At 66.4% G+C, this 13,875-nt stretch carries 12 protein-coding genes; 4 read left to right on the top strand and 8 right to left on the bottom strand.

The features are described from left to right. Window positions 1-4: 4 nt before the first annotated feature. Both P0M04_RS17750 and P0M04_RS17745 read right to left on the bottom strand, forming a co-directional pair. Complete coding sequence (locus P0M04_RS17750) at window positions 5-1,741, bottom strand: MFS transporter (protein ID WP_259447760.1); 1,737 nt, start codon at window positions 1,739-1,741, stop codon at window positions 5-7. Next, window positions 1,738-2,166, bottom strand: a complete 429-nt coding sequence (locus P0M04_RS17745) for a MarR family winged helix-turn-helix transcriptional regulator (RefSeq protein WP_259447761.1) — start codon at window positions 2,164-2,166, stop codon at window positions 1,738-1,740. Before P0M04_RS17745 ends, P0M04_RS17750 begins: the two co-directional genes overlap by 4 nt. A 205-nt stretch (window positions 2,167-2,371) precedes the next feature. Between P0M04_RS17745 and P0M04_RS17740 the strand changes: the two genes are divergently transcribed. Together P0M04_RS17740 and P0M04_RS17735 are read left to right on the top strand one after the other, a co-directional pair. Then, the gene (locus tag P0M04_RS17740) at window positions 2,372-3,616 is read left to right on the top strand and encodes a dienelactone hydrolase family protein (protein ID WP_259447762.1); all 1,245 of its coding nucleotides are present in this window, start codon (window positions 2,372-2,374) and stop codon (window positions 3,614-3,616) included. 184 nt (window positions 3,617-3,800) lie between these two features. Further along, window positions 3,801-4,997 (top strand): esterase/lipase family protein, encoded by a 1,197-nt coding sequence (locus tag P0M04_RS17735; protein ID WP_259447763.1) that lies wholly within the window; start codon window positions 3,801-3,803, stop codon window positions 4,995-4,997. Between the two features lie 4 nt (window positions 4,998-5,001). Here the strand turns inward: P0M04_RS17735 and P0M04_RS17730 are convergent, their stop codons facing one another. The 5 genes from P0M04_RS17730 to P0M04_RS17710 form a co-directional block, all read right to left on the bottom strand. Then, window positions 5,002-6,906, bottom strand: coding sequence for a hybrid sensor histidine kinase/response regulator (locus P0M04_RS17730; protein WP_259447764.1), 1,905 nt, complete (start codon window positions 6,904-6,906; stop codon window positions 5,002-5,004). 181 nt (window positions 6,907-7,087) lie between these two features. Further along, window positions 7,088-7,969, bottom strand: a complete 882-nt coding sequence (locus tag P0M04_RS17725; RefSeq protein WP_259447765.1) for a helix-turn-helix domain-containing protein — start codon at window positions 7,967-7,969, stop codon at window positions 7,088-7,090. A gap of 4 nt (window positions 7,970-7,973) precedes the next feature. Next, complete coding sequence (locus P0M04_RS17720) at window positions 7,974-8,831, bottom strand: alpha/beta fold hydrolase (RefSeq protein ID WP_259447766.1); 858 nt, start codon at window positions 8,829-8,831, stop codon at window positions 7,974-7,976. Between the two features lie 10 nt (window positions 8,832-8,841). Then, entirely contained in the window at window positions 8,842-9,210 is a 369-nt protein-coding gene (locus P0M04_RS17715; RefSeq protein WP_259447767.1) for a nuclear transport factor 2 family protein, read from the bottom strand. After that, a complete protein-coding gene (locus P0M04_RS17710; protein WP_259447768.1) occupies window positions 9,207-9,482 on the bottom strand; it encodes a hypothetical protein in 276 nt (91 codons plus the stop codon). The genes P0M04_RS17715 and P0M04_RS17710 overlap by 4 nt, the downstream gene beginning before the upstream one ends. Between P0M04_RS17710 and P0M04_RS17705 the strand changes: the two genes are divergently transcribed. After that, window positions 9,466-11,709: an ATP-binding protein gene (locus tag P0M04_RS17705; RefSeq protein WP_259447769.1), complete on the top strand. Its 2,244-nt coding sequence runs from the start codon at window positions 9,466-9,468 to the stop codon at window positions 11,707-11,709. The genes P0M04_RS17710 and P0M04_RS17705 overlap by 17 nt on opposite strands. A gap of 19 nt (window positions 11,710-11,728) precedes the next feature. Continuing rightward, window positions 11,729-12,187: a response regulator gene (locus tag P0M04_RS17700; protein ID WP_259447770.1), complete on the top strand. Its 459-nt coding sequence runs from the start codon at window positions 11,729-11,731 to the stop codon at window positions 12,185-12,187. Here the strand turns inward: P0M04_RS17700 and P0M04_RS17695 are convergent, their stop codons facing one another. Next, window positions 12,188-13,798, bottom strand: coding sequence for a response regulator (locus P0M04_RS17695; protein WP_259447771.1), 1,611 nt, complete (start codon window positions 13,796-13,798; stop codon window positions 12,188-12,190). Between the last annotated feature and the right edge of the window lie 77 nt (window positions 13,799-13,875).

The following is a 13,875-nucleotide window of genomic DNA, read 5'->3' as shown; positions in this document are numbered from 1 at the left end:
CGGTTCAGGTTGGGACGGCCGGCGCCGGCTCGGGCGGGCGCGGCGCCGTGCGGCGGTCGCCGGACGGCACGGCGATCGGCGAATCGGTCGGATCGGGCGGCGCCGGGACCGGCACCGGCGCCGGCGGTGGCGGCGCTACGTATTTCAGCCACAGCGAGCGGCCGAAGATCCATGCGGCCAGCAGGGTCGCGATGATGGCGATCAGCAGGAACACGTCGTTGTAGGCGAGGATGTTCGCTTCGCGGGCGGCCGTCTGCGTCAGCACGGAAATGCCCTGGCGCGTGCGCGCGGACGGATCCGCGAGCTGGCGCGCATACGCGGCCCCGTACTGCTGGATGCGCGCGGCGACGAGCGGATCGAGCGAACTCAGTTGCTCGGCCAGCACGGACGAGTGGTATTTTTCGCGCATCACCTGGAACGTGCCCAGCAACGACGAGCCGATCAGGCCGCCCAGGTTCTGCGTCAGGCCGAACAGGACGGAAAAGCTGATCAGGTTGGCAGGATTCGCGATCACGGACCCGAGCAGGGTCAGCAGCAGCGGCCCGAGGAACATCACGCCGCCGAACGCCAGCAGGCCCTGGCTCACGTACATCTGGGCGGGCCGCGTGGCATTGGTCGCGTTCGAATCGATCCACGCGCCCAGCGCCATGATCAGCAATGCCACCACCTGCGGCGCCATCAGGTGCGGCGGTCGGGTGACCAGCACGGAGACGACGATACCGAGGACGGTCGCGAGCAGGATGACAATGAACAGTGTCTGCATCTCGTCGTTGTTCAGGCCCACGAGGCGCAGGAAGCCGACGGCGCCCACGCTCTGCTCCGACAGCACGACGCGCACGAGCATCAGCGCGATGGACAGACGCAGGATCATCCCGTTGGTCAGCCAGCGGATGTTCAGCAGCGGGTTGTCGCGGTTGTGCTCGACGCAGATCGCGGCCAGCAGCAGCACGACGGACGCGGCCAGCGCGACGCCCACCCATGCATTCTCCGTCCACCACAGCACGCGGCCGAACGTGAGCGCCGCGCACAGCAGCGCCATGCCGGGCGCGAACAGCGAGAACGTGAGGAAATCCGTGGGCCGGAACGCCTTGAAGCGGTCGCCCGGCGGCAGTTTCAGCCACAGCACGGCCGCCAGCGTGACGAGCGTGAGCCCGAGCTCGAACAGGTACAGCCCGCGCCATTCCGCGATCTGCAAAAGGCTCCGGGAAAAGATGTAGGCGATCGGCTGCGCGAGCTGCGCGATGCCGGTCGAGATCACGATGCCCCGCGGCCGCCATTCCCTTTTAAACGCCTGCAGGCTGTAGTACAGGCCCAGCGTCGACAGGGCCGCACCCGCCATGCCGTGGGCGGCGCGCACGGCGATCGCGGAGCCCAGGTCGTTGACGAACAGGTGCGCGAACGTGATCAGGGCATACAGCACGAGGAAGAACTCGGTGAACGCGCGCAGGCCGAATTGCTGGCGGAATTTCACCAGCAACAGGTTCATCGACACATTGGTCATCACATAGGCCGTCGGCAGCCAGTTGACCTCGGCCGCGAAGACGCCTAGTGTGCCCTGCAGGTTGACGAGGTTGACGGTGACGAGCGCATTGCCCAGGCCGCCCGTGATGGTCACGAGCGTGCCGATCAGGAAATAGGCGATGCGGCGCGGCGTCGAGTGCTTGGGGAAGGATGGGCCGCCCGGCAACGTGGGACGCTCGTCCGGGTCCCACTGGCGCGGCGCGTAATCGGCGTCGCTCATGGGCTCTCCAGCAGCCGCTGCAGGTCTTCCAGCACGGCGGCGGCCGCGGCCATGGCGTCGGCGTCCAGCCGCGCGACGGTCAGGCGGCGCAGCGCGGCCGCTTCCGCATGCACGTGGCCCATGACCGTCTCGCCCTGCGGCGTGAGGGCGATGCGCTTGACGCGGCGGTCGCCCGGTTCCGAATCGCGCCGCACGAGGCCGCCCGCGACGAGGCGGTCGAGGGTCGTCACGAGCGTGGCGCCATCGACGCCGAGCCGGCGCGCCAGTTCCCGCTGCGACGGCGGTTCCGGGCTGCTTGCCACGGCCGTCAGCGCATTCCACCCGGCCATCGTCAGTCCGTGCGCCTTCAGGTGGCGTTCGAACGCGAGACGCCAGGCGCGCGCACTGCCTTGCAGGGCTTGAAGGAAACGGTCGTCGGTATTCATGTCAGTTAAACATGGGTATCCCAATCGTTGGCCATGCAGATTATCGGCCTGTTATGGCAAATGTGGCCACACGCGAAGATTTAGTTCGAGATTTGGTTAATTGGACATTGCTCTGAGAAATCACCGTGCTTAGAATCAATTCATTCCACGAGGCAATCAGTATTCGTGGAAAACGAGCAAACCCGGTGTCGTTCCAGAGTCCTCCATGCTTAAAGTCCGCCCTTCCGTTCGCAAACTGACTGCCGCCTTCATCGCTTCCCTGGCCCTGCTGCCGGGTCTCGCCATCGAACAGGAGCTGCAGCTCGACTACCGGATCAACGAGCACATCGTCCTGATCCCGGCCGGCCAGAACCACCAGGCCCGCCTCGAGACGACCGTGTTCCAGCCGAACGGCCCGGGCCCATTCCCGCTCATCATCATCAACCACGGCAAGGATCCGGGTCACCCGAACCTGCAGCCGCGCGACCGCTTCTACCACATGGCCCACGCCTTCGTGGAACGGGGCTATGCCGTGATGGTGCCGATGCGCCAGGGCTTCGCCAACTCGACGGGTTATTACCGCGACCACGGCTGCGACATGACGGCCAACGGCTACACCCAGGCCGAGGACATCAAGGACACCCTCGAATACGCGCGGGCGCAGAAATGGGTCGATACGGACCACGTCGTCGTCGCCGGCCAGTCGTATGGCGGCCTCGCGACGATGGCGCTCGGCACCGAGGACCTGCCGGGCGTGCGCGGCCTGATCAACTTCGCGGGCGGCCTGCGCGACGACAGCAACGGCTGCGGCTGGCGCTCCGCCCTCGTCTCGGCCTTCGCCGAATACGGCTCGCAGAACAAGGTGCCGAGCCTGTGGATGTATGGCCAGAACGATTCGCTGTTCTCGCCGGAACTCGTGGCGCGCATGCACGACGCGTTCGAACAGGCCGGCGGCCGCGCCCAGCTTGTCGAGTACGCCGCGTTCAAGCGAGATTCGCATGGAATGCTGGCCAGCCGCGACGGCCAAAAGGTATGGCTGGCCGACACGATGAATTTCCTGCAGCAGATCGGCATGCCGACCAGGGTCGTGTTCAAGGTGCCGGAACCGCCGCAGCCGCAGGCGACGAACTTCGCCGCCATCGAGGACGCCGATGCCGTGCCGTTCCTGTCCGAGAACGGCAAGCGCGCCTACCGCGAATATCTGACCAAGATGACGCCGCGCGCGTTCGCGGTGTCGCCCAGCGGCGCCTGGTGCTGGGCCGAGGAAGGCGAGGATCCGGAAGCCCGCGCCCTGGCCACCTGCTCGGCCAAGAGCGACAAGCCGTGCCGCCTGTACTCGGTGGACGAGCACGTCGTGTGGAACCCGGACCTGGCCGAGAAGGCTGCGGTCACCGCCTCGAACACGACGGCGCCCGCTGCGCCGGGCAATGGCGCAGTGGGCAATGCGGTGGGCATGACGGCGGCGAACTGATCGTCTCGTTTTTTCGCTCCGCACAATGACCGGCGCGCCATGTGCGCCGGTATAGTGCGCACAAGCCACACCGACACCATTTTGTTGCATTGCAGCAGCCGTTTCGTCGTCCCGGTCGAGGCAGCGCAAACTCCGCGCCGCATATCAAACCGACAATGGGCTCGCCACGTCAATGGAGAGTCACATGTTGCGACTGACGAAGTCCTGCGCCTGCGCGCTGCTGGCGCTTGCCGCATTACTCGGCACGCCTGCCCGCGCGGCCAATAACGATCCCGTCGTGCTCGTGCACGGCGTCCTCGGCTTCGGGCCGGAATCGCATCCGCTCGGCAGCTTCCTGTACTGGGGCGGCTACGGCAACATCGCCGCGCACCTCACCGTCTACCACGGCCCGCACACCGTCTTCACGGCCCAGGTGGGCGCGATCGCATCGAACTGGGACCGCGCCGCCGAGCTGTATGCCCAGATCAAGGGCGGCTGCGTCGACTACGGCGCCCACCACGTGGCGCGCTACGGCTATCCCGGCCAGCCGCAGAAGCCGGCGGGTAAATGCTGGGCCGCGGACCCGGCCAACAATCCGGACAACTACCCGCTCGCGTTCTACCCGCAATGGGATGCCGCGCACCCGGTCCACATGATCGGCCACAGCCAGGGCGGCACGACGATCCGCGCCCTGATCCAGTTGCTGGAACACGGCTCGCCGGACGGCGACGAAGGTGGCGGCGAACTCTATAAAGGCGGCAAGGTCGGCTGGATCAGGAGCGTCGTGACGATCTCCGCGCCGCACGACGGCACCACCTTGCGCGACGCCGTGCTGGACGTCCTGCCGAACCTGCGCAGCCCGTTGCGCGACATCCTCGACAACGAACTGGCCCACTGGGAACTGGCGCCGGACGGCGCGCGCGAATTCAACCGCTGGGCGCTGACGTCGCCAACGGTCTATTACTTTTCCCTGGGAACGCTGGCGACGGAAGCCGGCGCCTGGTGCTGCAACGGCACGGACCGCGTGCTCGCGCCCGTGCAGAACGTCCAGTTCCAGTATCCGCGCGCGGACATGATCCCGTACTTCAAGCTGTTCGCCGGCGAGTGGATCGTCGGCTCGCTGGCCCAGCCGGGCATGGGCTCGTACACGCAGAACGCGCCGGGCCGGGTACGCATCGACAACGCGTGGTTTCCGAACGATGGCGTCGTCAACACGGTGAGCATGCGCGCACCCGGCGGGCATCCGGTGCGCGACTACGATGGCAAGGCGATGAAAGGGACGTGGAATTTCCTCGGCAATTACCGGGGCTACGACCATTTCGACATCCTGAACTGGCCGAACAACGGGCCGTCGGCCGATCCGGTCTACGAGCGGATCAGCGACATCATCTTCGGCTTGTGAAGCCTTACGCGGCCGACCGTAACGTCCGCGCGAGGTCCGACAGGCGATACGGCTTGTTGACGAACGCGAAGTCGTTGAGGTCGACGCCATGCCGCTGCTTGAGGGCCGGCAGCGGGTAACCCGACGCCAGCATGATCTTGGTGGCCGGATAATGCTCGCGGGTGTAGCTGGCCAGCTCGATACCGTTCATCCCGTTCGGCATCACGACGTCGGTGAACAGGATGTCGATGTCGCGCCGCTCCATCACGTCGATCGCTTCCTGTCCGCTCGCCGCCGTGACCACCTCGTAGCCCATGCTCGTGAACAGCGACGCGGCCACGTCCATCAGGTCGGGCTCGTCCTCGACGATCAGGACGCGCTCCGTGTGCTCGGCCTGTGCCTCCTCGACGGGGCTGACGGCGGCCGGCAGGTAGATCGCCACGGTCGAGCCCTCGCCCGGCTTGCTGTCGATGGCGACTTCGCCGCCCGACTGCTTGATGAAGCCATAGACCTGGGACAGGCCCAGGCCCGTGCCCTTGCCCACTTCCTTCGTCGTGAAGAACGGCTCGAAGGCGCGCGCCACCACCTCCGGCGGCATGCCGGTGCCCGTGTCGCTCACCGTCACGCGCACGTAGTCGCCGGGCGCCAGGCCGGCCGGGTGCTGGCCGTCCGCCACGACATTGGCCGTCGCGATGACGAGTCGGCCGCCCTCGGGCATCGCGTCGCGCGCATTGACGACGAGGTTCAGCAGCGCCGACTCGAAGCGCGCGCTGTCGATCAGGGCATTGTGCGCCTTGCGGTCGAGGTCGATCACGAAGTCGATGCTGGGATTGCCGGCGCGGCGCAGCACCGACTCGAAGCCGCGGATGATGGCATTGAGGTTGCGCGTTTCCGCCTGCAGCGGCTGCTGGCGCGCGAACGCGAGCAGTTGCTGGGTCAGGCGCGCGCCGCGGTCGATCGCGCGGCGCATCGATTCCAGCGTACGCGCATCACCCTCGCCGCGCTGCATGTTCAGCACTTCGAGGCCGCTGGACAGCACGGACAGCAGGTTGTTGAAGTCGTGCGCGACGCCGCCCGTCAACTGGCCGATCGATTCCATCTTCTGCGCCTGGTACAGCGCGATATTCGCCTTTTCCAGCGCCTCGTCCGCCTTCTTCTTTTCCGTCAGGTCGCGCGTGATCTTCGCGAAGCCGAGCAGCTCGCCGTGGTCGCCGTGGATGGCGTCGATGACGGCATGGGCCCAGAAGCGCGAGCCGTCCTTGCGCACGCGCCAGCCTTCGGATTCGTAGCGGCCCGCCGCCGCGGCCGTGTCGAGCGCGCGCTTCGGGATGCCCGCCGCCTGGTCTTCCGGCGTATAAAAGCGCGACAGATGGCTGCCGATGATCTCGGCCTGGCTGTAGCCCTTGATGCGCTCGGCGCCGGGATTCCAGTTCGTGACGGTGCCTTCCGGCGACAGCATATACAGCGCGTAGTCGGTGACGCCGTTCACGAGCAGGCGGAAGCGCTGCTCGCTTTCGCGCAGCGCATCCTCGGTGCGCTTGCGCTCGGTGACGTCGCGCGTGACCTTCGCGAAGCCGAGCAGCACGCCCTCCTCGTTGTAGATCGGATCGATCACCACGTGGGCCCAGAAGCGCGACCCGTCCTTGCGCACGCGCCAGCCCTCGGCCTCGTACTTGCCCTCCGCCAGCGCAATCGACAGCGCGCGCGCGGGCTTGCCCGCTTCGCGGTCTTCCGGCGTGTAGAAGCGCGAGAAGTGCTCGCCCAGGATCTCCTGCGCGACATAGCCCTTGAACCGGTTGGCGCCGGCATTCCAGCTGCTGACGTAGCCGTTCGGATCGAGCATGTAGATGGCGTAGTCGCTGATTCCGGAGATCAGGTACTGGTAACGCCGCTCGTCGGGCCAGGATTGCGTGGGAGACAGATCGTTCATTTACTGCGGCTAAAAGGGCTCGAAAAGGGTTCCAAACCGGCCCATCATACACCGCAGGAAAAAGCCTTGCGCGCGGTGTCGGTAACGAATTTCACATTGCCAATTTTCGGGTTTTGGATCGTCAAAGAACATGCATTCTCAATGCATCCTCACCAAAAATCATCGGAATTGATGAGTGTGTTTACGCCGTAAATTTGTTGCGGAACCACGCCGCCGTAGCATTATCAGCAGGAAAAAACGCCTCCAGCCGCAACTCGTGCACGGTCACATCGTGCGGCGTGCCGAGCGTCGTGATTGTCGTAAACAGGTTCAGTTCGACGCCCTCGTGCGCGATCGTCAGCGGCAGGAACGGCAGCGCGCGCCGGTCGAGGTTCGGCACGTGGCCGTCGGATAGGGCCGCCATCCCGGGCAGCGCGGACAGCTCGGCCAGCAGCCTGGTGGCCTCGCTGCCCGGTCCGTCCGCCATCGCCTCCCGCTGGATCCACAACAGGCTGTCCGCGCACACGGCCTCCCAGTTGACGAGACGCGGCCGCAGCCCGTTCGGGTCGAGCATCAGGCGCAACACGTTGATGGAACCGTCGCGCGGGATGGCCGCACCGGGAGGCAGGCCAAGCAGCCACTTCATGAAGCCGGCCGCGGGCTCGTTGAACATCACGAGATTCCACAGCCGGTCCACGACGAGGGCGGGAAACGGCGCCTGCTGGCGCAGCATGAAGTCGAGCGCCTGCATCACGGACGACAGTTCCGGGTCCGACAGGTTGCGCTCCTGGTAGGCGGGCGCGAAGCCGGCCGCGAGCAGCATCGCATTCCTCTGGCGGAGCGGCACGTCGAGCACGATGCCGAGTTTCAGGATCAGGTCGCGGCTCGGCTGCGCCCGTCCGCTTTCGAGGAAACTCAGGTGGCGCTGCGACACGCCGCCATCCACGGCAAGGCGCAGCTGGCTGTAGCCGCGCCGCGTGCGCCAGTAGCGCAGCGCCGAGCCGAAATCGCTGAAATAGCCGTCGCTGCGCGCTTCCTCCGCGTGTCCGTCCTGCATCGCGATCCCCTCTTGATGTAAAGGCATCAATTTAGACCTCCGCGCGGATGAACTCAAGCAACTCGCCATTGACCTGCTCCACGTGCGTGAGGAACATGCCGTGCGCGGCGTCTTCGTAGACGACGAGGCGGCAGTCCGGCACGAGGGCCGCGGTACGGCGCGCCGTCAACTCCAGCGGGGCGGAGACGTCGAGCGCACCCGCGATCAAGAGCACCGGCACGTCGACGGCTTCCAGCTCCGCCACCATGTCCGACTCTTCCACGCAGAGGTGGCAGTCGTGCAGGGCCTGCAGCGAACATTGCAGGGCCATCTGCGCGAGCCAGTCGCGCATGCGCGGCCCGGCGCCGGGCACGAACGGTTCGACGTTCTCCTCGATCCAGCGCGGGAAGTCGTGCAGCAGCTGCGTGCTGCGGAACTGTGCGAGCAGCGCCGGGTCGATGCCGTGCGGATTCGACGCGGACAGCGTGATACCCGGCGTCATCGGCCCGAGCAGCGCGACCTGCGTCACCCGCGCGCCGCCGTGGCGCGTGAGGTAGCGGACGATCTCGTTGCAGCCCATCGAGTGCCCGACCAGCACGACGTCGCGCAGGTCGAGGGCCTCGATGACGGCCGCGATGTCGTCGGCCAGCGTGTCGAGGTCGTAGCCGCCGCCCGGGTCGGACGAGCGGCCATGGCCGCGCCGGTCGAAGGCGATGCAGCGCAGGCCCTGGCGGCACAACGCCATCATCTGGTAGCCCCAGGAATCGGAGCACATCGACCAGCCGGCCACGAACAGCACGGGGCGGCCGCGGCCCCAGTCGCGGTAGTACAGGTTGACGTCGCCGGCGATGATGGTGTTCGGGGCCCCCGTGTAGGCGCGGCCGGGGCGGGGATTGCGGAGCGTGGTCATGGTCGTCTCCTCAGGCGGCATCCAGGAAACCGATGACGCGCACGAGGCGCCCGTCCGCATCGACGGTGGCGACGTCCGTGCCGATGGCGAGCGGCGCTGCATCCGCCGGGGCACCGCCAGGCGCCAGCGACCAGGAAAAACGCACGACGTCGTTGTGGGCGTCCGGCGTGCCGTGCAGCGCGAAGCGGCAGCCGGGGAATTGCTGCTGGGCGGCGCCGATCATCGCATCGATGCCGTCCACGCCGCGGCCGCGCATGATCGGGTCGAGGTAGCTGGCGTCCGGTGCGAACACGTTCGCGACGTGCGCGCGGCGTGCGGCCGGGTCGCGTTCGTTCCAGGCGGCGAGGTAGCGGTCGGCGATGTGGGCAGCTTGGTTCATGATGGTCTCCTTCGGTGGTTGACGATGGAGCCAGTGTGCCGGGCGGCGCGCGGCGCGGCGATTACCTCCCAGGTAATGATGGTTGTCGGCGAATTTCCCATTTCCACGACAATAACCACGTCGATATACCCGCGCAATTCGCCGGATTCGCGCGCCTCGATGAGGTATCGTTGCATGAATGCCGAATTGACATTCAGCTTTTCATTGTAAAATGCTGCACTTGCAACCCGACGTTTCAGACGCTGTTTACCACCCATGACCCAGGCCGCCATCGTACCCGTCCTCGACCTGTCGACCTGCGACAAGGAACCGATCCGCACGCCCGGCAGCATCCAGCCGCACGGGTTCCTGCTCACGCTCGCGCCCAACCTCGCGGTGCTGCAGGCCAGCGCCAACCTGGGCGACTGGACCGGCACCGCGGCGGCGGGCATCATCGGGCATCCGCTGGCGGACGTGATCGGCGCCGCTGCGGCGCAGCGTATCGCGTCCGAACTGGCGGCCGACCTGGGCCCGCGTCCGTACTACGTGGGCACGATCACGACGGCCAACGGCAAACACTTCGACGTGCTGGCCCACAAATGGGACGGCGTCGTCATCGCGGAGTTCGAAGCGGTCGACCGCGCGGAAGCGGCGGATTTCCGCCACCTGTACCCGCTGATCGGCGACTTCCTGCTGAAAGTGAACGACGCGAGCAGCATCGAATCGCTGGCCAGCCTGGCGTGCCAGCACATCCGCTCCGTGACGGGCTTCGGGCGCGTACTCGCCTATCAGTTCGACGTGGACGGCCACGGCCACGTGATGGCGGAAGCGCGCGACGAACGCTACCACTCGTACATGGGGCAGCATTTCCCGGCGTCCGACATCCCCGTGCAGGCGCGCGAGCTGTACAAGCTGTCGCGCATCCGCCTGATCCAGGACGCGACCTACACGCCCGCGCCGCTCGTGCCGGCGCTGAATCCCGTCACGGGCCGGCCGAACGACCTGTCGTTCGCGGCGCTGCGCAGCGTCTCGCCGGTGCACCTGCAATACATGCGCAACATGAACACGCTGGCGTCGATGTCCGTGTCGCTGATAGTCAAGGGCAAGCTGTGGGGCCTGATCTCGTGCCACAACGAGGGATCGATCCCCGTCGCCTTCGAAAAGCGCACCGCGTGCGAGCAGCTGGGCCAGATCCTCGCGCTGTGCATCGAGTCGCGCGAGGACGCGGCCGACCTGCAGTTCCGCCTCGAGGTGCGGCGCACGATGGTGTCGATGCTGGCCGGCCTCACGCAGGGCAGCGACTTCATCGAAAACCTGGTCAACGTGTTCCCGGACCTGCTGCGCTTCGCGCGCGCGTCGGGCGCCGCGATCATGGTCGACGACCGCGTCCTGACGTATGGCGACACGCCGGACGAAGACGACATCCGCGCCCTCGTCGACTGGCTCACCCTGCACGACCACGGCGACGTGTTCCACACCGATAAACTGTCCGCACAGTACCCGCCGGCGGCGCGCAACATGCGCAACGCCAGCGGCCTGCTCGCGATGCCGATCTCGCGCATCCACAAGCACTACCTGCTGTGGTTCCGCCCCGAGTGGGTGCACACGATCGAGTGGGCCGGCAATCCGCACGCGAAGGCGCCTGCGCCGGGCGCGCCGACCCAGCTGTCGCCGCGCACGAGTTTCGATGCGTGGCGCGAGACGATCCACGGCACGAGCCAGCCGTGGCACCAGGGCGAGATCGAGATGGCGCTGGAATTCCGCACCGCCCTCCTCGGCATCGCGCTCGAACGCGCCGAGCAGATGGCGGAACTGGCCGAGGAACTGGGCCGCGCCAACAAGGAACTGGAAGCGTTCTCGTACTCCGTGTCGCACGACCTGCGCGCGCCGCTGCGCCACATTGTCGGCTTTGCCGACCTGCTGCTCGAATCGGCCGGCAGCGAGGACGCCCAGCAGCGCCAGCGCTTCCTCAAGAACATCAAGGAAGCCGCGCGCCTGGCCGGCAAGCTCGTCGACGACCTGCTGTCGTTCTCGCAGATGGGCCGCGCCTCGCTGCGCCCGACGACGGTCGACATGAACGATCTCGTCGCGTCCTGCCTCGACAAGCTGGCGCTGGAAGCGCGCGGCCGCAACATCGAGTGGGACATCGGCACGCTGCCGGAAGTCTGGGCCGACCCGGCGTTCCTGCACCTGGCCCTGTTCAACCTGCTGTCCAACGCCGTCAAGTTCACGGGCCAGCGTGATCCGGCCGTGATCCGCGTGTTTGCCGAGGACCATCCGCACGAGACGGTCTTCCATGTGGCGGACAACGGCGCCGGCTTCAACATGGAATACGTGCACAAGCTGTTCGGCGTGTTCCAGCGCCTGCACCGGATGGAAGATTTCCAGGGGACCGGCATCGGCCTCGCGAACGTGCGCCGCATCGTCGAGCGCCACAACGGCCGCGTCTGGGCCAATTCCGTGCAGGGCGAAGGCGCGACGTTTTCGTTCGCGCTGCCCAAGCAAGACTCACATCATTGAAAGTTTCACGAAGGTATCCATGCTCAAGCCCATCCTGCTGGTCGAAGACAACCCGAACGATCTCGAACTCACGCTGATCGCGCTGTCCAAGAGCCAGCTCGCCAACCAGGTCATCATCGTGCGCGACGGCGCCGAAGCGCTGGACTACCTGCACCGCCGCGGCGAATACGCGTCGCGCCCGGCCGGCAACCCGGCCGTCGTGCTGCTCGATCTGAAGTTGCCGAAAGTGGATGGATTGGAAGTCCTGCGCGAAGTCCGCGGCACGGACGGGCTCAAGCCCCTGCCGGTGGTGATGCTGACGTCGTCGAAGGAAGAACAGGACCTCGTGCGCAGCTACGAGCTGGGCGTGAATGCCTACGTCGTCAAGCCGGTGGATTTCACGGAATTCGTGCGCGCGATCGCCGACCTGGGTATCTTCTGGGCCGTGCTGAACGAGCCGCCGCCGGGCTCGCAGCGCTACATCAAGCCCAACAAGTAATCAGATCATGGCGCTTTGACGGCGCCGCAGCAGGTGCCGGATGCGCGCGCTGAGCGCGTCCGGGTGGTACGGCTTCTGCAACAGGTTGACCGACGCCTCCAGCTTCCCTTCGTGCGCCAGCACGCCCTCCGCATAGCCCGACGTGTATAAAATCTGCGCCTGCGGCAGGCGCGCGCGCACCGCCTCGCCCAGTTGCAGGCTGCTCACCGGCCCCGGCATGATCACGTCCGTGAACACGAGGTCGATGTGCTGGCCGCTCTGGACGATCTCCACGGCCTTCGCCGCATCCGGCGCCTCCAGCACCCTGTAGCCGAGCGCGGACAGGATGCCGCAAGTCGTGCTGCGCACGTCTTCCTCGTCCTCGACGACGAGGATCGTCTCCACGCCGCCCAGCAGGGGCGCCGTCGGCGCCTGTTCCACGTGCTGCGGTTCGGCCTCGCTGCGCGGCAGGTAGATGCGCACGCTGGTGCCCTTGCCGGGCTCGCTCTTCAGGACGATCTCGCCGCCGGACTGCTTGACGAAGCCATAGGCCATCGACAACCCGAGGCCCGTCCCCTGCCCCGTCGGCTTGGTGGTAAAGAACGGCTCGAACGCGCGCTCCAGCACTTCGGGCGTCATGCCTTTGCCCGTGTCCGCCACCTCGATCAACACATAATGGCCGCGCGGCACTTCCGTCGGCAAAAAGCTGTCCGGGCCGGCATTGGCTGCGCGGATCGTCAGCGTGCCGCCGCCCGCCATCGCATCGCGCGCATTGATCGCGAGGTTCAGCAGCACGTTGTTGAGCTGGTTCGGGTCGACGAGCGTGCTGCCCAGGCCGGCCGCGATCTCCGTCACGACACGTGCGCGCGGACCGAGCACGCGGCGCATCATGTCGTCCATCTCGCGCAGCAAATGGCCCGGATTGATCACGACGGCCTGCAGCGGTTGCCGGCGCGCGAACGCGAGCAGGTGCGACGACAGCTTGGCCCCACGCTCCACGCCGGCCAGCGCCATGTCGACGCGCGCCTTGCCGGCATCGTTCAAATTGCCCACCAGTTTCAGCAGTTGCAAATTGCCGCCGATGATCTGCAGCACATTGTTGAAATCGTGCGCGACGCCGCCCGTCAGCTGGCCGATCGCTTCCATTTTCTGCGCCTGGTGCAGCGCCGACTGGCTGGCCGCCAATTGCTCCTGGCTGTGCCGCAGCGACACGAACGCGGCATCGCGCTGGCGCCGCGCGATGCAGGCATCGCTGTGGTAGCGCACGCGCGCAACGAGTTCGCGCGGATCGGGCCATTTCACCAGATAATCGTTGGCGCCCATGGCGAACGCTTTCGCCTTAATCTCAGGATCTTCTTCGGACGACAACAGGACGACGGGAATGTGCTCGGTGTCCTTGTCCGCGCGCAGGCGGCGGGTGACTTCGAATCCGTCGATTTCCGGCATGCGCAGGTCGACGAGCACGACCGTCGCATTGATTTCCTTCGCCAGCTCGACCGCCATGCCGGGGTCGCGCGCATAGCGCAGCGCATACGACGCGCACCCTTTCATGCCGTGAGAAATGATGTCCTCGGCAAAGGGTTCGTCGTCGATCAGGAGAACCGAGCAGGCGTTCGAGTCTTCTTGGTTCATTGCAACTGCAGGGATAGCGGCATTGAAAAAGGAACCAGAATTGCAAAAAAGTAAGATCCGATTTTAACACCAAGCAC

The organism is Telluria mixta, from assembly GCF_029223865.1.
Lineage (GTDB): Bacteria > Pseudomonadota > Gammaproteobacteria > Burkholderiales > Burkholderiaceae_D > Telluria > Telluria mixta.
This window is presented reverse-complemented; position numbering and strand designations above follow the sequence as displayed.

Excerpts from the sequence above, each read along its gene's own strand:
- P0M04_RS17730 (WP_259447764.1), bottom strand. The coding sequence starts at position 6,906 with ATGAACGATCTGTCTCCCACGCAATCCTGGCCCGACGAGCGGCGTTAC.
- P0M04_RS17710 (WP_259447768.1), bottom strand. The coding sequence starts at position 9,482 with ATGGCGGCCTGGGTCATGGGTGGTAAACAGCGTCTGAAACGTCGGGTT.
- P0M04_RS17705 (WP_259447769.1), top strand. The coding sequence starts at position 9,466 with ATGACCCAGGCCGCCATCGTACCCGTCCTCGACCTGTCGACCTGCGAC.
- P0M04_RS17740 (WP_259447762.1), top strand. The coding sequence starts at position 2,372 with ATGCTTAAAGTCCGCCCTTCCGTTCGCAAACTGACTGCCGCCTTCATC.
- P0M04_RS17695 (WP_259447771.1), bottom strand. The coding sequence starts at position 13,798 with ATGAACCAAGAAGACTCGAACGCCTGCTCGGTTCTCCTGATCGACGAC.
- P0M04_RS17745 (WP_259447761.1), bottom strand. The coding sequence starts at position 2,166 with ATGAATACCGACGACCGTTTCCTTCAAGCCCTGCAAGGCAGTGCGCGC.
- P0M04_RS17735 (WP_259447763.1), top strand. The coding sequence starts at position 3,801 with ATGTTGCGACTGACGAAGTCCTGCGCCTGCGCGCTGCTGGCGCTTGCC.
- P0M04_RS17700 (WP_259447770.1), top strand. The coding sequence starts at position 11,729 with ATGCTCAAGCCCATCCTGCTGGTCGAAGACAACCCGAACGATCTCGAA.
- P0M04_RS17725 (WP_259447765.1), bottom strand. The coding sequence starts at position 7,969 with ATGCCTTTACATCAAGAGGGGATCGCGATGCAGGACGGACACGCGGAG.
- P0M04_RS17720 (WP_259447766.1), bottom strand. The coding sequence starts at position 8,831 with ATGACCACGCTCCGCAATCCCCGCCCCGGCCGCGCCTACACGGGGGCC.
- P0M04_RS17715 (WP_259447767.1), bottom strand. The coding sequence starts at position 9,210 with ATGAACCAAGCTGCCCACATCGCCGACCGCTACCTCGCCGCCTGGAAC.
- P0M04_RS17750 (WP_259447760.1), bottom strand. The coding sequence starts at position 1,741 with ATGAGCGACGCCGATTACGCGCCGCGCCAGTGGGACCCGGACGAGCGT.